Origin of the sequence: Agrobacterium sp. BT-220-3, assembly GCF_025910175.1 — a bacterium.
In the GTDB taxonomy this organism is placed as follows: domain Bacteria; phylum Pseudomonadota; class Alphaproteobacteria; order Rhizobiales; family Rhizobiaceae; genus Agrobacterium; species Agrobacterium oryzihabitans.
In genome coordinates this window covers 776,268-793,678 of sequence record NZ_JAPAIX010000001.1, presented here as the reverse complement: position 1 = coordinate 793,678, position 17,411 = coordinate 776,268, and the positions used below count along the sequence as shown (strand labels likewise).

15 protein-coding genes are annotated in these 17,411 nt (G+C 62.8%); 14 read left to right on the top strand and 1 reads right to left on the bottom strand.

Annotated features, from left to right (window positions below):
* Positions 1-8: 8 nt before the first annotated feature.
* The 14 genes from OK142_RS04035 to OK142_RS03970 all read left to right on the top strand — a co-directional run bounded on the left by OK142_RS04035 (position 9) and on the right by OK142_RS03970 (position 16,243).
* Positions 9-3,812 (top strand): baseplate multidomain protein megatron, encoded by a 3,804-nt coding sequence (locus OK142_RS04035; RefSeq protein ID WP_498681179.1) that lies wholly within the window; start codon positions 9-11, stop codon positions 3,810-3,812.
* A gap of 34 nt (positions 3,813-3,846) precedes the next feature.
* On the top strand, positions 3,847-4,053 hold the full coding sequence (locus tag OK142_RS04030) for a hypothetical protein (RefSeq protein WP_003497071.1): 207 nt from the start codon (positions 3,847-3,849) through the stop codon (positions 4,051-4,053).
* A gap of 139 nt (positions 4,054-4,192) precedes the next feature.
* Complete coding sequence (locus tag OK142_RS04025) at positions 4,193-4,447, top strand: hypothetical protein (protein ID WP_003497070.1); 255 nt, start codon at positions 4,193-4,195, stop codon at positions 4,445-4,447.
* A gap of 96 nt (positions 4,448-4,543) precedes the next feature.
* Complete coding sequence (locus tag OK142_RS04020) at positions 4,544-5,215, top strand: response regulator transcription factor (protein WP_003509815.1); 672 nt, start codon at positions 4,544-4,546, stop codon at positions 5,213-5,215.
* Positions 5,205-6,605: an ATP-binding protein gene (locus tag OK142_RS04015; protein WP_137037329.1), complete on the top strand. Its 1,401-nt coding sequence runs from the start codon at positions 5,205-5,207 to the stop codon at positions 6,603-6,605. Before OK142_RS04020 ends, OK142_RS04015 begins: the two co-directional genes overlap by 11 nt.
* A gap of 104 nt (positions 6,606-6,709) precedes the next feature.
* On the top strand, positions 6,710-7,138 hold the full coding sequence (locus tag OK142_RS04010; RefSeq protein WP_003497058.1) for an RT0821/Lpp0805 family surface protein: 429 nt from the start codon (positions 6,710-6,712) through the stop codon (positions 7,136-7,138).
* Positions 7,139-7,297: 159 nt separating this feature from the next.
* Entirely contained in the window at positions 7,298-8,461 is a 1,164-nt protein-coding gene (gene ccmI, locus OK142_RS04005; RefSeq protein ID WP_498681177.1) for a c-type cytochrome biogenesis protein CcmI, read from the top strand.
* Positions 8,458-8,964, top strand: a complete 507-nt coding sequence (ccmE, locus tag OK142_RS04000) for a cytochrome c maturation protein CcmE (RefSeq protein WP_035218206.1) — start codon at positions 8,458-8,460, stop codon at positions 8,962-8,964. The genes ccmI and ccmE overlap by 4 nt, the downstream gene beginning before the upstream one ends.
* A complete protein-coding gene (locus tag OK142_RS03995) occupies positions 8,961-10,955 on the top strand; it encodes a heme lyase CcmF/NrfE family subunit (protein WP_498681175.1) in 1,995 nt (664 codons plus the stop codon). The genes ccmE and OK142_RS03995 overlap by 4 nt, the downstream gene beginning before the upstream one ends.
* Before the next feature lie 125 nt (positions 10,956-11,080).
* Positions 11,081-11,545, top strand: coding sequence for a cytochrome c-type biogenesis protein (locus tag OK142_RS03990; protein WP_498681174.1), 465 nt, complete (start codon positions 11,081-11,083; stop codon positions 11,543-11,545).
* A gap of 156 nt (positions 11,546-11,701) precedes the next feature.
* Positions 11,702-13,270, top strand: coding sequence for a Do family serine endopeptidase (locus OK142_RS03985; RefSeq protein ID WP_498681172.1), 1,569 nt, complete (start codon positions 11,702-11,704; stop codon positions 13,268-13,270).
* Positions 13,271-13,572: 302 nt separating this feature from the next.
* Positions 13,573-14,331: a response regulator transcription factor gene (locus OK142_RS03980; RefSeq protein ID WP_174029043.1), complete on the top strand. Its 759-nt coding sequence runs from the start codon at positions 13,573-13,575 to the stop codon at positions 14,329-14,331.
* Between the two features lie 9 nt (positions 14,332-14,340).
* Positions 14,341-15,750 carry a sensor histidine kinase gene (locus OK142_RS03975; RefSeq protein ID WP_498681724.1) on the top strand — a complete coding sequence of 470 codons (1,410 nt, stop codon included), beginning with the start codon at positions 14,341-14,343 and terminating at the stop codon, positions 15,748-15,750.
* A 67-nt stretch (positions 15,751-15,817) separates the two neighbouring features.
* Positions 15,818-16,243, top strand: coding sequence for a thiol-disulfide oxidoreductase DCC family protein (locus tag OK142_RS03970; RefSeq protein ID WP_498681171.1), 426 nt, complete (start codon positions 15,818-15,820; stop codon positions 16,241-16,243).
* 108 nt (positions 16,244-16,351) lie between these two features.
* Here the strand turns inward: OK142_RS03970 and OK142_RS03965 are convergent, their stop codons facing one another.
* Positions 16,352-17,215: a MipA/OmpV family protein gene (locus OK142_RS03965; protein WP_498681169.1), complete on the bottom strand. Its 864-nt coding sequence runs from the start codon at positions 17,213-17,215 to the stop codon at positions 16,352-16,354.
* Positions 17,216-17,411: the final 196 nt, after the last annotated feature.

Here is a 17,411-nt window from a genome sequence, read left to right as displayed (position 1 = left end):
AGGCGAGCATGGCGACTATTCTCTTTCAGGCGGTGGGTGCAGCACTCGGTGGCGTTTTCGGCCCCGTGGGTGCCATCATCGGCCGCGCGGCCGGCGCGCTGGCGGGCAATGCCGTCGACCGCGCGCTGCTTTCGAACGGGCGGACGATGTCCGGCGCCCGGCTTTCGACGGCACGGATTCCGGGCGCGGACGAAGGTGCTGCGATCAACCGGCTTTACGGCACGGCGAGGATCGGCGGCACGCTGATCTGGGCGACGCGTTTCGAGGAAAGCATCGCGGTGGAGCGTCGCGGCGGCAAGGGCAGTCGCGGCCCGAAGGTCGAGACCTATCGTTATTTCGCCAATCTTGCCGTCGGGCTGTGCGAGGGCGAGGCGGCCATGGTGCGACGCGTCTGGGCCGATGGGCGGGAACTGGACCTGAGCGCCATCGAGATGCGCTTTTATCCCGGCAGCGAGACGCAATTGCCCGATCCGCTGATCGAGGCAAAACAGGGTGCTGGCAATGCCCCCGCCTTTCGCGGGCTGGCCTATGTGGTGTTCGAACGCCTGCCGCTTGACAGCTATGGCAACCGCATTCCGTTCATGCAGTTCGAAGTGGTGCGGCCGGTCGGAAGACTGGAAGAAGCCATCCGCGCCATCACCGTCATTCCCGGTGCCACGGAACACGGTTACGCGACGGCGCAGGTTTCGGAACGCACCGGCATGGGCGAGAGCCGCATCATGAACCGCAACGGCCCGACGGCCTTGACCGACTGGCAGGCCGCGATCGACGAATTGCAGGCGCTGTGCCCCAATCTGCAAAGCGTGGCGCTGGTGGTAAGCTGGTTCGGCACCGACATGCGGGCGGGTGAATGCCGCATTGTGCCGGGCGTGGAAGTGGCAGGTCGCGACAGGGAAAGTGCACCATGGTCCGTCGCCGGTGTTTCACGCGGGCAAGCGCATCTCGTCAGCCACCACGGGGGTGGTCCCGCCTATGGCGGAACGCCGGATGATCAAAGTGTTGTGCAGGCGATAGCCGACCTCAAGGCGCGTGGTCTGAAGGTCTGCCTTTATCCCTTCGTGATGATGGATGTACCCGATGGCAACGGCCTGCCTGACCCCTATGGCAAAGGCGAGCAGGACGCCTATGGCTGGCGCGGACGCATCACCTGTTTTCCGGCACCCGGCAGGGCCGGTTCTCCCGACCGTGGCGACGGCGTGCGCACGGAGATTTCCGCCTTCTGCAACCGTACTGAAGGGTATCGCCGCATGGTGCTGCATTATGCGGCGCTGGTGGCGCAGGCAGGCGGGGTGGATGCCTTCCTGATCGGCTCGGAGCTTCGCGGGCTGACAAGCCTGCGCGACCGCAACGATGCCTTTCCTTTCGTGGAGGAACTGATGCGGCTGGCGGCGGATGTGCGCGCCCTCGTCGGACCGGTTACGAAACTGACCTATGGTGCCGACTGGAGCGAATATTTCGGTTATCAGCCCGCCGATGGTTCGGGTGATGTGTTCTTCAACCTCGATCCGCTCTGGGCAAGCCCGGATATCGATGCCATCGGCATTGACAATTACATGCCGCTCTCCGACTGGCGCGACGAGGATGCTGCAAACGGCAATTCTGATGGCATGACCGGCCCGGACGATGCCGCCGCCTTCCGCCATGCGATCGCGGCGGGCGAGGGCTTCGACTGGTTTTACGCGAGCGACGCGGACCGCGCGGCGCGGCGGCGCACGCCCATCACCGATGGGTTGAAGGGAAAGCCATGGGTGTTCCGCTACAAGGACATCAGGAGCTGGTGGCAGAATGCCCATTTTGACCGGGTGCGGGGTGCGGAGAAATTGACGCCGACCGCATGGGTGCCCGGCTCGAAGCCGGTCTGGTTCACCGAACTCGGCTGCCCGGCGGTGGACAAGAGTGCGACGCGCCCGAATGTGTTTCCCGATCCGAAATCGGCGGAAAACGCCTTTCCCTATTTTTCCCGCAGAAGCCGCGCCGACAGCCAGCAGCGGCGGTTTCTGGAGGCGCATCTCGACCATTGGACGGGCGAGGGCGATGTGGCGATGGTGGACCAGAACCGGGTCTACCTGTGGACCTGGGATGCGCGGCCCTTTCCCGCCTTTCCGCAGAATGGCGCGGCCTGGAGCGATGGCGTCAACTGGCGCACCGGCCACTGGCTGAACGGCCGGCTGGGCACGGCCACACTTGCCGATGCCATGGCTGCGATTTTGACGGACCATGGCTTTTCCGGCTTCGATGTCTCGGCCGTCAGCGGCGATCTGACCGGCTATGTCCAGGGCGATGTCACCTCCGCCCGCAACCTTCTTGAGCCGCTGGTGACGGCGTTTCAGGTGGATGTGGCGGAAGATGGCGGAACCCTGCGTTTCCGCTCCCGCAATACGGCGGTCCTGCCTGTCCACGACGTTCCCGTGCTTGCCGATCTGGACGACGAGCCGCTATGGTCTGAAAATCGCGGCCATGACAGCGATTTTGCCGCTGAAGCCGTGCTGACCTCGTTCAATCCAGCGCTCGATTACGAGCAGGCAAGCGTGCGTTCGCGCCGCGTTGACAATGCCGGTAGCCGCGTCGTGCGGCTGGACCTCAACGCGGCCCTGCCGGCGGAAACGGCGGAAGCAGCGGTTGATGCCGTGTTGCGCGACAATCGGCAGGCCCGGCGCACTTTGCGTTTTGCGCTGCCGCCAGGAGATGTCGTTCTCGAACCCGGCGATTGTATCCGCCTGCCGCAGGACGCTTTTCCGGAAGCTTTGGCGGGGCGGTTTCTGGTCAGCCGGATCGAGGATGGTGCTGTGCGGCAGGTCGAGGCACGCGCGTTTTCCGCCGCCCTCTCTGTTTTCGCGGGCGCTGCGGATGAGCGGCGAACAAACGGCGCGAGCGGTGCGGAAGGTTTCGCCCCGGAAGTGCTGTTTCTCGATCTGCCGCGCCATGACGGCATCGCGCCGGAGGATTCGGCGCGGATCGCCGTCCTTGCAAGACCCTGGCGTCCAATCATCGTTTCCGCATCGCCCGGCACGGAAGGTTACCGGCAGCGCGCGGTGCTGGATCGCCCCGCGATGATCGGCGCGCTGGCGATGCCGCTGATGCCCGGCCCCATCGGCCGTTTCGACCGCAAAAACACCATCCTGATCGATCTGCCTTTCGGAGAGCTTTCCTCGGCTCCGGAGCTTTCGGTGCTGAACGGTGAGAACCGGATCGCGCTCAAGGCTGCAAACGGCGTGTGGGAGATCGCCGCTTTTGCACGGGCGGAGGAAATCGCACCTTGGCGCTGGCGGCTTTCAACTTTGCTGCGTGGGCTTGGCGGCACGGACGATGCGCTGGCAGCGGATACGCCCGCGGGAAGCCCGGTCGTGGTGCTGGATGCGGCCGTGCAGCCGCTCGGCCTTGCCGCAAGCGAGCGCGGCAGGCGGCTGAACTGGATTGCCGAGGCAGCGGGGAGGGCGGGCGCGCCTGCCGGGCCTTTTACCTTCGAGGGTGGTCTGCGGGCTGAAACGCCGCTTGCGCCGGTGCATCTTTTCGGCGAGCGGCGCAGGGATGGCATTCTGCTGCGCTGGATCCGCCGGGGCAGAATGGAGGCCGATGGCTGGGATGCCACGGACATACCGCTGGACGAACCGTTCGAGCGCTACCGCGTGGAAGTACTCGATAGCGGGGCCGTTCGACGCGCAGTGGAGGTCTCCGAACCCTTCTGGCTATACTCTGCGGCAGCCGAACTCACAGATTTCCCGACCTTGCGGGATCACATTTCCGTGCGTGTCCGCCAGCTTGGCCGCGCGGTGCCCTCGGGAGTGGCGGCGCAAGCCCTTCTCCCGCTCTGACAACCACCTGAAAAACAACGCAAAGGACGAGATTATGGAGAGTACCAAGCCATGGTATCAATCGCGCACGATCTGGGGCGCGCTGATTGCGGTTTTCGCACCGCTTTTCAGCATCGCCGGCCTTAACCTGCCTGCCGGCCTGCAGGGTGAGCTCGCGGAAGGGCTGGTGACGGTTGCGGGCGGAATTGGCGGCCTGATCGCGCTTTACGGCCGCCTTTCAGCAACCCGCGCCATCCACTGACAGCGCCCGTGCCCATGCCGTTCCCGCCGTGCGTCGTGGCGTCGGGGGCGGCATTCATTTGCCATTCAGACGCTTTGCGCTACATATTCGGTCACAATAGGGTTCGAGACGCACCCGGTTTTCTGTGGAAGTTTGTTCAATGGCATCACCTCTCATCATCGCGACGCTTGCAGCCGGGCTCTCCGGTTTCACGGCGCCCGAGGCTGATTTGCAGGGCCATTACATCCTGGCTGCCAGCGATTGCGGCGCAGCCGTAGCACGTGTCGTGCGCGAAACCGGTGGCCAGCTTCTTTCTGTCTATCCCTCCGGCGATGGTCAGTCCTGTGTCGTGACCGTTCTCGTCCAGGGCAATGGCGAGCGCCCGCGCAAGGTGACGATGCGCGTGCCGATGTAGCCTTGCCCGCATCGCCGAAATATCGGAAAACAATCCGAGATAATTAGCATGACCGGCGACGCGCGCGCGGGCCGGGACGGAAGGAAAGGGCGGACAATGCGTATTCTCGTGGTTGAGGACGATGCCAATCTCAATCGTCAGCTGACCGATGCTCTGAAAGAGGCCGGTTATGTTGTCGATCAGGCATTTGACGGCGAGGAAGGGCATTATCTCGGCGATACCGAGCCCTATGATGCCATCGTTCTCGATATCGGCCTGCCGCAGCTCGATGGCATCACCGTCGTCGAGAAATGGCGTGCGGCGGGCAAGGCCATGCCGGTCCTCATCCTGACCGCCCGCGATCGCTGGAGCGACAAGGTGGCGGGCATCGATGCCGGTGCCGACGATTACGTGACCAAGCCTTTCCATGTCGAAGAGGTTCTCGCCCGCGTGCGCGCGCTCATCCGCCGGGCCGCCGGCCATGCGTCCTCCGAACTCGTCTGCGGTCCGGTCAGGCTCGACACCAAATCCTCCAAGGCGACCGTCAACGGCACGACGCTGAAGCTCACCTCGCACGAGTTCCGCCTGTTGTCCTATCTCATGCATCACATGGGCGAGGTCGTCTCGCGCACGGAACTGGTCGAGCATATGTACGACCAGGATTTCGACCGGGATTCCAACACGATCGAGGTGTTTGTCGGACGTCTGCGCAAGAAGCTCGGGGTTGATCTGATCGAGACGATCCGTGGTCTCGGTTACCGGATGCAAGCGCCGGCAGATGCGAAGTAACTCTCTTACCGCCCGCGTTCTGCTGCTCGCCTCCGCCTGGTCGGCGCTGGCGCTGGTGGTGATCGCCGTCGTGATTTCGACGCTCTACCGGCAGGGCGTGGAGCGCAGCTTCACCGATCTGCTGCGCGCCCAGCTTTACAACGTCATCAATTCCGTGACGATTTCCAACGAGAACACGCTTGCCGGCAGCCCGCAGCTGGGCGATCTCAGGTTTTCGCAGCCCGATACCGGCTGGTACTGGGTGGTGGAGCCGCTCGGCAATTTCCAGACCGCACCGCTGGTGTCCTCCTCGCTCGGCGTGTCCTCCTTGCCGGTGCCGAGCATTCTCGACGCTCCCTTCGATAACAGATATGAGCGCTTTTACGCCGTCACCGATGAGGCGGGCAACAAGGTGCGTGTCGCCGAAACGGAAGTCGTGCTGGATGGCGAGGGCCGCGCGGCGCGGTTTCGCGTCTCCGGCAATCTGAATGTCGTCGAAGACGATGTGCGCGATTTCTCCAACAGCCTTTATCTGGCGCTTGCCGTCTTCGGCGTCGGCAGTCTCGTGGTCAACGGTTTGGCCATTCTCTACAGTCTGCGACCGCTCGATCAGGCTCGCCTCGCGCTCGGCAAGATCCGGGGCGGGGAGGCGGAAAGCCTCGAAGGCGAATTCCCGCGCGAAATCCAGCCATTGGCAAACGAGGTGAACGCGCTGATCGACAGCAACCGCCGGCTTGTGGAGCGCGCGCGTATGCAGGTCGGCAATCTCGCGCATTCGCTGAAAACGCCGATCGCCGTCCTTCTGAACGAGGCCCGCACGCTGGAACCGCAGCATGGCGATCTGGTGCGCGCGCAGGCGGATGCCATGCAGGCGCAGGTGCAATCCTATCTCTCCCGCGCCCGCATCGCCGCCCAGCGCGGCTCGATCCTTGCCCGCGTGGAGGCGGAACCGGCGCTGGAACGGCTGGTGCGCGTGATGCGCCGCCTGAACCCCGACAAGCAGTTCGTGCTGAATTTCGAGCAGCCCGGCGCCGTCCTCGGCATGGAGCAGCAGGATCTGGAAGAGGTCGTCGGCAATCTTCTCGAAAATGCCGCCCGTTTTGCACAGACGCGCGTGGTCGTCACGCTTGCGACCGGCACCCACCCGTCCTCCGATGCGGAAATCGCCCGTCGTTCCTGGGTGGAATTGACGGTGGAGGATGACGGGCCGGGGCTTGAGCCGGAACAGATCAGCGAGGCGATGAAGCGCGGCAGACGGCTTGATGAAAGCCGGCCGGGCACCGGACTGGGACTTTCCATCGTTTCCGAGGTGGTGTCAGAGTACCATGGCCGCTTTTCGCTGTCGCGCAGCGGCATCGGTGGGCTGAAAGCCGATCTGATTTTGCCGGGCCTCTCGAAAGAGCTTGCGTGAGGCAAGAAAAAAAGCAAGAAATTCAATGGTAGCATATTAGGTGCGATGCGGTAGGAAGAGGACAGGGTTTGGTTGACGTGTATGATGGCTGTCGCTCCGTGACGATGCGTTCGCTGGTGTCACGCCCGGCACTTCTCTCTATCCTGTGCGTTTCGATGCTGAGCGCCTGCACCACCACGGGCACCCGCCCGTCGGGCGGCGGCCTGTTCGGCCGATCGTCGCAGCCTTCGACGCCTTTCCTTGCCAATCTTGAGGGTGGCATTGTCGGGCGAAGCGGCGTGCAACTCGACAGGGGCGACCAGACCAAGGCGCTGGAAGCCGAATACAAGGCGCTGGAAACGGCCCCGGTCGGCACGCCGGTATCCTGGACCGGCGATGACGCCAAGGGTCAGGTGGTCGCCAATGCGCCCTATCAGGTCGGCAACCAGAATTGCCGGCAATATTCCCACAGCCTGACGGTTGACGGGCGCGAAACTAGGGTGCGCGGCGCGGCCTGCCGCAATGCCGATGGAAGCTGGTCTCCCCTGACCTAATCACTTTGACGTAAATCAAGGTCGCGAACCCCGCGCAATGACAGGAAGAGGCATGGCGGCACAGGCGGAATGTGCTGGCGGTGCGGCGTGATGTCTCAAATTCACGTCATTGCCGCGCTTCATGTTTCCATGTGCCGCGCATTCGAGTAATTGAGCCTTATGTTCTGGATTGTCGTTGCGATACTGACGGCGGCTGTCGCCATCGTCCTGATGTACCCGCTGATGCGGAAGACCGAGGTGGCTGAGACGCGCCGCGACGGCGAAGTCGCCGTCTATCGCGACCAGCTTGCCGAACTGGACCGTGAACGCGCCGCAGGCCTGATCGGCGAGACGGAGGCCGAATATGCCCGCGCCGAAATCGGCCGCCGGCTGCTTGCCGCTGCCGATGCCGGACAAAATGCTGAGAGCAGCAGCCGACCGCTGAGGCACAATCTCGCCGCGACCCTCATCACCGTGCTGCTGCCGGCGCTCGGGCTCTGTGTTTACATCTGGAACGGCAGTCCGGATGCGCCGGACATGCCGCTCGAGGCACGTCTTGAAAAACCCGGCAACGACATGAACCTGCTGATCGCCCGGGCCGAAAGGCATCTGGCGGAGAACCCGAATGACGGTGCCGGCTGGGATATTCTCGCGCCGATCTATTTCAAGACGATGCGGCTCGGCGATGCCGAGCTTGCCTATCGCAACGCTATTCGTCTTCTCGGATCGAGCCCGGAACGGCTTACGGGCCTTGGCGAGACGCTGGTGGCGGGCAATGATGGTATCGTCATCGAGGCCGCGCGCGACGCTTTTGCTGCGGCCGAGCGGCTGAAGTCCGGCAATCCGCGCGCCCGCTTTTACCTGGCGCTTGCGCTGGAGCAGGCGGGCAAGGCGGAAGAGGCGCGTGCAGCCTTTGCCGCACTGGCCGCCGATGCGCCGGCCGGCGCGCCATGGCTGCCGCTGGTGCGCGAACACCTTGCCCGGACCGGTGGCGCGGCGGCCCCTGCCGCACCCGGCCCGACCGCAGGTGACGTGGCGGCGGCAAACGACATGACGCCTGCCGACCGGCAGGCGATGATCGAGGGCATGGTGGCAAGCCTTGACGCCAAGCTGAAGGATAACCCGGCTGATTTTGAGGGCTGGATGCGGCTGGTGCGCGCCTATTCCGTGCTGAAGAACGAAGCCAAGGCCGGAGAGGCCCTGCGGGCGGGACTGAAGGCTTTCCCGCCGGAGGGTGAGCAGGGCAGGCAGCTTCTGGCGCTGGCGAAGGAACTGGGCGTTTCCGCCGGGCCGCTTCGGGGGAACGCGCCGCAGAATGCGATGCCGCAGGGAGTGACGCAATGACCCGCAAACAGAAACGACTGGCGATCATCGGCGGCGGCATGAGCTTCATCGTTGCAGCCGTGCTGCTCGTCATGTTCGCCTTCGGCCAGTCCATTGCCTATTTCTACATGCCGGCCGATCTGGAGAAGACGCCGGTCGATCCCGGCACCCGCATTCGCCTTGGCGGGCTGGTGGCGGAAGGCTCCGTCAAGCGCGGCGAAGGCCGCACGGTGAGCTTCACCGTGACCGACGGCGAAGCGAACGTGCCGGTCAGCTATACCGGCATCCTGCCCGATCTCTTCCGCGAAGGGCAGGGCGTGGTGACGGAAGGCGTTTTTGATGCCGCCACCCACGGCTTCGTGGCCGACAGCGTGCTGGCCAAGCATGATGAGAACTACATGCCGAAGGAAGTGGCCGACCGGCTGAAGGACAAGGGCCTGTGGCAGCACACGGAAGAGGGCGGACAGCCTTCGGGCGCTGCGACGGAGGGGGCTTCGGCCGACAAGACCGGAGCGACGAAATGATCAACGAGATCGGCCACTATGTTCTGGTTCTGGCGCTCGCTGTCGGGCTGATCGTCTCGACCCTGCCGGTGATCGGCGCGCGCCGCAACGACAGGGCGCTGATGGATGTCGCCTCGCTCGGCTCCATCGTGATGTTCCTGCTGGTGGCCTTGTCTTTTGCTGCATTGACAAGGGCCTATGCCGTCTCGGATTTTTCCGTTCGCAACGTCTGGGAAAATTCCCATTCGCTGATGCCGACGCTTTACAAGCTGACGGGTGTGTGGGGCAACCACGAAGGCTCGATGCTGTTATGGTTGCTCATTCTGGTGTTTTTCAGCGCACTCGTTGCCGTCTTTGGCCGCAACCTGCCGGAAACGCTGAAAGCCAATGTGCTTTCCGTGCAGGCCTGGATTTCCGTCGCCTTCCTGCTGTTCATCCTCTTGACCTCCAATCCGTTCCTGCGGCTGGAGCCGGTGCCGGCCGAGGGGCAGGACCTGAACCCGATCCTTCAGGATTTCGGTCTCGCGATCCATCCGCCGCTGCTTTATCTCGGTTATGTCGGGTTTTCCGTCTGCTTCTCCTTCGCTGTCGCAGCCCTTCTGGAAGGGCGCATTGATGCGGCCTGGGCGCGCTGGGTCAGGCCATGGACGCTTGCCGCCTGGACCTTCCTGACCGCCGGCATCTCCATGGGTTCCTATTGGGCCTATTACGAACTCGGCTGGGGCGGCTGGTGGTTCTGGGATCCGGTGGAAAACGCTTCTTTCATGCCGTGGCTTGCCGGAACCGCGCTCCTGCATTCGGCGCTTGTCATGGAAAAGCGCGAGGCGCTGAAAATCTGGACCGTGCTTCTGGCGATCATGACCTTTTCCCTGTCGCTGCTCGGCACCTTCCTCGTCCGCTCCGGCGTTTTGACCTCGGTCCATGCCTTCGCCACCGATCCGAGCCGCGGCATCTTCATTCTCGGCATTCTCACGATCTTCATCGGCGGAGCCTTCGCGCTGTTTGCATGGCGTGCGCCTTCGCTGAAAGCCGGCGGCCTGTTCGCGCCGATCTCGCGAGAGGGCGCGCTCGTTCTCAACAATCTGATCCTGACCGTCTCGACCGCAACCGTGCTGATCGGCACGCTTTACCCGCTCATTCTCGAAACCCTGACGGGCGAAAAGATTTCGGTCGGCGCGCCATTCTTCAACCTCACCTTCGGCCTGCTGATGATCCCGATCCTGATCGTCACGCCCTTCGGCCCGATGCTGGCCTGGAAACGCGGCGATCTGCTGGGCGCCTTCCAGCGGCTTTATGTGGCGGCGGCCATCGCTGCCCTTGCCGGGCTGACGCTCTGGTATGTGGAAAATGGCGGTCCGGTGCTGGCGGCGCTCGGCATCGCGGCCGGTTTCTGGCTGATCCTCGGCGCGTTGGCCGATCTCTGGTATCGCGCCAATTTCGGCAAACTGGCCTTGGGTATCGCGTTCCGTCGCCTGAAGGGCCTGCCGCGCTCGGCCTTCGGCACCGCGCTGGCGCATATGGGGCTTGGCATCACCGTGCTCGGCATAGTCATTGTCACCACCTTCGAGACCGAAACGGTTCTGGAAATGAAACAGGGCATGGTGGCGGAGGCGGGCGGCTACAGCCTTACCTTCGATGGTATCCGCCATGCCGTCGGCCCGAACTTCACCGAGGATCGCGGCCATTTCACCATCCGCAAGGCCGGTGTGGAGGTGGCCGATGTCTGGTCGTCCAAACGGCTCTATACCGCGCGCCGCATGCCGACGACGGAAGCCGGCATCCTGACCTTCGGCCTCAGCCAGCTTTACGTCTCGCTGGGTGACCCCATGGACGATGGCGGCATGGTGGTGCGCATCTGGTGGAAACCCTTCATCCTGTGCATCTGGGGCGGCACGCTGTTCATGATGGCGGGTGGTTTCATCTCGCTTTCCGACAGGCGTTTGCGGGTGGGTGCGCCGAACCGCAAGGCAAAGCCGGCAAAAACGGCCGCGATGCCGGAGGCGGCGGAATGAGTGTGGCCTTGCTACCCTCATTCCTGTGCTTGTCACAGGAATCCAGCCGACGCGCGTCTGCGCGGCGAAAGACTCCTTTCAGCCCAAGGACTTGGGCTGGCTGGATTCCTGTGACAAGCACAGGAATGAGGGAGGTTGTGGCGGGACTTACGCTCCTTCTCGTATTCTTGTTTGCAGTCTCTCCTGCCTTCGCCTTCAACCCGGACGAGGTGCTGAAAGACCCCGTGCTGGAACAGCGCGCCAGAAACCTCACCTCGCAGCTGCGCTGCATGGTCTGCCAGAATCAGTCGATCGACGACAGCAATGCCGAACTGGCGCGCGATCTGCGCGTTCTGGTGCGCGAACGGCTGGTTGAGGGCGACAGCGACAAGGCGGTCATCGATTACGTCGTGTCGCGCTATGGCGAGTTCGTGCTCCTGAAACCGCGCCTCAGCCTTCGTACCGTGCTGTTGTGGGGCGCGCCCATCGGCCTCACCCTTGCCGGGGTTTTTGCCGTCTTCATCTTTTCGCGCCGCCGGGCAACGCAGGAACGGCCGGAAACACTGAGCGCGGACGAAGAAGAGCGAATTCGCAATCTCATTGAAAAATAACCGATTTCCATGTCGGTCCCCGGTTCTTTTTCAACATTACGGATTTTTCATTCGTCAGACACTTCGCCGTAAGGTGTTGCCTCCTATATCTTCATCATCCACCGCTTCCATCCCGGTCAAACGGGCCCCAGTCTGAATGAAGAAAGAAGGTACACCATGTCTCAATCGCAAAACGGACGTTCCTCACTGAAGACGGCCTCGCTGAAGACGGCTCTGAAGGCCACGACCGTTGGCGGCCTTGCCGCTCTGATGCTCTCAACCGGCATTGCAGCACCGATCGTCCATTCCCTTGCCGCTCCGGTCGAGGTGACTGCGCCGCAGGTTCCGAGCTTCGCCAATGTGGTTGATGCCGTTTCGCCCGCTGTCGTCTCCGTTCGCGTACAGTCGAATGTGCAGCCCGCTTCCGATGATTCCAGCAACTTCTCCTTCAACTTCGGCGGGCGTGGTCTCGACCAACTGCCGGACGATCATCCGCTGAAGCGCTTCTTCAAGGAATTTGGCGGCCCCAATCAGGACCGTTCCGAGCGTGGCCCGAACCGCCACCGTGACGGCAAGGGTCCGCTGCGCCCGGTCGCTCAGGGCTCGGGTTTCTTCATCTCCGAAGACGGTTATGTCGTGACCAACAATCACGTGGTCGATGACGGTTCCGCCTATACGATCGTGATGAATGACGGCACCGAACTCGATGCCAAGCTCGTCGGCCGCGATCCGCGCACCGATCTCGCGCTGCTGAAGGTCGATGTGAACCGCAAGTTCACCTATGTGAAATTCGCCGATGACACCAAGATCCGCGTCGGTGACTGGGTCGTTGCCGTCGGTAACCCCTTCGGTCTCGGCGGCACGGTGACATCGGGCATCATTTCCGCCCGTGGCCGTGATATCGGCTCCGGCCCCTATGACGATTACCTGCAGATCGACGCGGCCGTGAACCGTGGTAACTCGGGTGGCCCCGCCTTCAACCTCAACGGTGAAGTCGTCGGCATCAACACCGCCATCTTCTCGCCCTCCGGCGGCAATGTCGGTATCGCCTTCGCCATTCCGGCATCGGTCGCCAAGGACGTGATCGCCGACCTGCAGAAGGACGGCAAGGTCGAACGCGGCTGGCTCGGCGTGCAGATCCAGCCTGTCAGCAAGGATATCGCCGAATCGCTCGGTCTTTCCGAAGCCAGCGGTGCGCTCGTCGTTTCGCCGCAGGCCGGCTCGCCGGGCGACAAGGCAGGCATCAAGCAGGGCGACATCATCACCGCCGTCAATGGCGAGCCGGTCAAGGATGCCCGCGACCTGTCGCGCCGCATCGGTGGCATGGCCCCCAATGCCAAGGTCGAAATCTCGCTCTGGCGCGGTGGCAAGTCGCAGTCGGTCACGGTGACGCTTGGTGATCTCGCAAGCGACGACGCTTCCAAGGCGACGCCGACCCAGAACGACGACAAGGGCAGCCAGTCTTCCAGCGAGAAGGTCCTGTCCAGCCTCGGCCTGACGGTTTCGCCCGCCGATGACGGCAACGGCCTTGCCATCACCGATGTCGATCCCGACAGCGACGCCGCTGCCCGTGGCCTGAAGACGGGTGAGAAGATCACCTCCGTCAACAACCAGCAGGTCGCTTCCGCCGCCGATATCGAGAAAATCCTCGAACAGGCCAAGAAGGACGGTCGCTCCAAGGCGCTGTTCCAGATCCAGACGGACGACGGCAGCCGTTTCATCGCTCTGGATATCGACCAGGGTTGATAATTCGAATGACGATGCCGGTTTCCTTGAGAGGCCGGCATCGTATCCCGCTCTTGAGATGGGGCGGTTGAGTATGGCAGGGCGTTGCGGCCCGTTTCTTCTCCCCGCCGGGGAGAAGATGCTCCGAAGGGGCAGATGAGGGGGCAACCTCTCGATCTATCGCGAACGTCGCCCCCTCATCCCGCTGCCGCGGACTTCTCCCCGGCGGGGAGAAGAAACAAGCGGCACCCGCCTGATCCATAGGCGATTGTTCCGCCTTGAAGCGCGATAGTGCTCAAGGCCATGTCTTCGGAGGAAACCTCATGGAAAACAAGGTTCAGGAAATGTCTGTCGCATCTGTTTCCGGTTGTGCGGAAAAGGGCGAGGGCGCTATTGTCCCGCACATGAAGATTCTTGTCATTGAAGACGACCTCGAGGCTGCGGCCTATATGACCAAGGCGTTCCGCGAAGCCGGGATCGTTGCCGACCACGCGAGCGATGGTGAGAGCGGTCTGTTCATGGGCTGCGAAAATGCCTATGACGTCATGGTGATTGACCGCATGCTGCCGCGCCGCGACGGGCTTTCCGTCATCAGCGAGCTGCGCCGGCGCGGCATCGAAACGCCGGTTCTGATCCTTTCCGCGCTGGGGCAGGTGGATGACCGTGTAACGGGCCTGCGCGCCGGCGGCGATGACTATCTGCCGAAACCCTATGCCTTTTCCGAACTGCTCGCCCGCATCGAGGTGCTTGGCCGCCGCAAGGGCAAGCCCGAGCAGGACATGGTCTACCGCGTCGGCGATCTTGAGCTTGACCGGCTGTCGCATGACGTGCGCCGGGGCGGCAAGGAAATCCTGCTGCAGCCGCGTGAATTCCGCCTGCTGGAATATCTGATGAAGAATGCCGGCCAGGTGGTGACCCGCACCATGCTTCTTGAAAATGTCTGGGACTATCATTTCGATCCGCAGACCAACGTCATCGACGTGCATGTCTCCCGCCTGCGTTCGAAGATCGAGAAGGACTTCGAGAAGCCGCTGCTGAAGACCATTCGCGGCGCGGGTTACATGATGAAGGACGAGGGCTGATTGGCGAAAATGGCCCGCCTCAGAATAGTGTTCCGGTCGACAGCGGTGCGCCTTTCGGCGCTCTATATCCTGCTGTTTGCGCTCTGCGCCGCCTTCCTCGTCTTTTATGTCACCGCCCTTTCCGAACGGCTGCTGAACCAGCAGACGCGCGACGCGGTGCTGCAGGAAGTATCGGATGTGCAGCGCATCTATAATCGCGGCGGCATCAACCCACTTCTGCGGATGATGGAGCGCCGCGCCCGTCAGCCGGGAGCGAGCCTCTACGTGATTGCCGGGCCGAACGGCGAAATCCTTGCCGGCAACGTCGCCTCCGTGCAGCCCGGCGTCTTCGACAAGGAGGGCTGGACGGGCTTCCCCTTTCGTTATGAACGTTATTCCGAAAGCGGCGACAGCGTCCAGCATCTCGCCACCGCCAATGTCTTCATGCTGGATAACGGCCTGCGCATCCTGATCGGCCGCGACCTTGGTGAGCCGACCAAGTTCCGGGCGCTGGTGCGCAACGCGCTGATGGTGGCGCTGGCCATCATGGGCGGCGGCGCGCTGCTCATCTGGTTCGGCATCGGCCGCAATGCGCTGAAACGTATCGACCGCATGTCGGCGGCGACCAAGAAGATCATGGCCGGCGACCTTTCGCAGCGCCTTCCGCAGGGCCGTTCCGGCGACGAATTCGACCGGCTTTCCGGCTCGCTCAACGCCATGCTCGGCCGCATCGAAAAGCTGAACGAGGGTTTGCGGCAGGTCTCCGACAATATCGCCCACGACCTCAAGACACCACTGACGCGGCTGCGCAACAAGGCGGCCGCAGCACTTGACGACGATGACGAGACGAAAAGGCGCTCCGCACTCGAGGGCATCATTGCCGAATCCGACCAGCTCATTCGTACCTTCAACGCGCTGTTGATGATTTCCCGCGTCGAGGCCGGCTCGATTGCTGCCGAAATGACCGATGTGGACATGTCGGCAATCGCCGCCGACAGCGCCGAGCTTTACGAGCCGGTGGCCGAGGATGCCGGGCTTGTGCTTGCGGCTGAGATCGAGCCTGGCCTGTCCGTAAAGGGCAATCGCGAGCTGATTGGACAGGCGCTGTCAAACCTCATCGACAATGCCATGAAATATGCCTGCGAGGGTGAAGGTGACAAGAAACTCGTCGTTCGCCTTGTGACGGAACCGGAAGCCATCGTGCTTTCCGTTGCCGACCATGGCCCCGGCATCCCCGCCGATAAACGCGGCGAGGTGCTGAAACGCTTCGTGCGGCTGGACGAAAGCCGCTCCAAACCCGGCACGGGGCTTGGCCTGTCTCTGGTGGAGGCGGTGATGGAACTGCATGGCGGATCGCTCGTGCTTTCGGACACGGACGCCTCGAATGCGGCCTGCCCGGGATTGACCGTTTCGATGGTGTTTCCCCTTCCCAAGCCGTAGACTGTGCCGTCTGGCGAGATTATCGCAGGCGAGATCGCTTCGTGATCGACAAAAGGACCTGCGACGCATGGCAAGCACATCGCCCTCGACCGGCGACCGACACCACCCGATCATTCTGTTCGATGCCGAATGCGTGCTGTGTTCCGTGAATGCGCAATTCGTGCTGCGGCATGACAAGGCCGGATATTTCCGGCTGGCATCCATGCAGGGAGACGTCGGTGCGGAAATTTACCGGCGACATGGCATGGACCCGAAGGATCCGGTCAGCCTGCTTGTCGTGGAAGGCGAAAGGGTGCGGCAGGACAGCGACGCGGTTTTGAGCATCTACGAGGCGCTGGGCATGCCGTGGCGGCTGCTCGCCGTGCTGCGCATCATTCCCGCATTTTTGCGCGATCCCGTTTATCGTTATGCCGCACGCAATCGCTACCGTTGGTTCGGAAAGCGTGAAGAATGCTGGGTGGCGCCGCCGGAATATAGGGACAGGTTCCTTTAACCCGGTGAGGGGCATCCGCCTAAGGCGTGCGGTAATTTTCGTGCCGGGAAAGATGCGCGGCCGGCTTGGCAGTGGCCGCGCACCCTCTCTCTGGGCGGGTGCCCCGGCTCAGAACGTGTAGGCTACACCCACCATCGCGAATGGCTGAATATCCTTTTTCGACAATGGGCTGTCCTTGGCGTCGCCCAACAGGAAGCCAACACCGCCGGTGCCGGTGATCGACCAGTTCTCGGTCATGAGGTAAGTGACGGAGGCGCTGGCATCGATGCGCTTGAAGCCCGATTTGGCGTCAAAGCGGCGCAGGCCCGACCGGGCGGACTGGGCCGAGGTGACGCCGAAATAGGATTTCATGTGCTTGTCGTCCGCCCAGGTGGCGGAAAGGTCTGCGCCGAGGATGAACTGGTCGACCTTGTGCGAAACGCTGGCGCCGACGGTTGCCGTCAGGCCTTCGCTGCCGTTGATGGTCTTGTCCACCTTGGCATAGACTTCGAAGGGGTCGAAGCCATAGGCGATAACGCCGCCGACCACGCCGCCCGCCTTGATGTCGCCCATTCCGCGAAGATTTTTCTTGTCGTCCTTTTCCTTGCGCCCGGCTTCCCAGCCGCCCTTGACGCCCAGTCTGAAGCCGTTGCTGTTCAGCAGGTTGACGGTGACGCCGCTGAAATCGATGCTCAGCGTATCGCCATACTCAACGGAAACCAGCGGAACCGCACCCGCTTCCAGCTTGTCCGAGCCCTCATATTTGGGAGCATAGGCAGCACCCACGCCGAGCGTGATCTTCCACTCGCTGGAACTGCTGTAGCGGGCATTGTCGAAATTGCCCTGCGGTTCGGCAAACCTGTCCGATTTGCCGATATCGGCGGCGAATACGGGCGTGCAGACGGCCTGCGCCAGGGGCAGCGTGCCCAGGCACAAGGCCATTGCACGCAGGTTCTTTTGCCATTTCACTGTAAAAATCTGTTTCATGATCATATCCGTTGCAGCATCAAGCCTTGCAAAACCTGGGAGTCGGGTTTCGTTGAGGAGGACGCTACGCGGGCACAATTGCGGAGACATTACGCGAGATTGCCGGCCACGACTGAAATGGCGCTTCCGCATGCCGGGACCTGGAAAAGATCGGTAAAAACGGTTTTCCTGATCGCAAAGCGCCCCGCATTTGTTACAACGC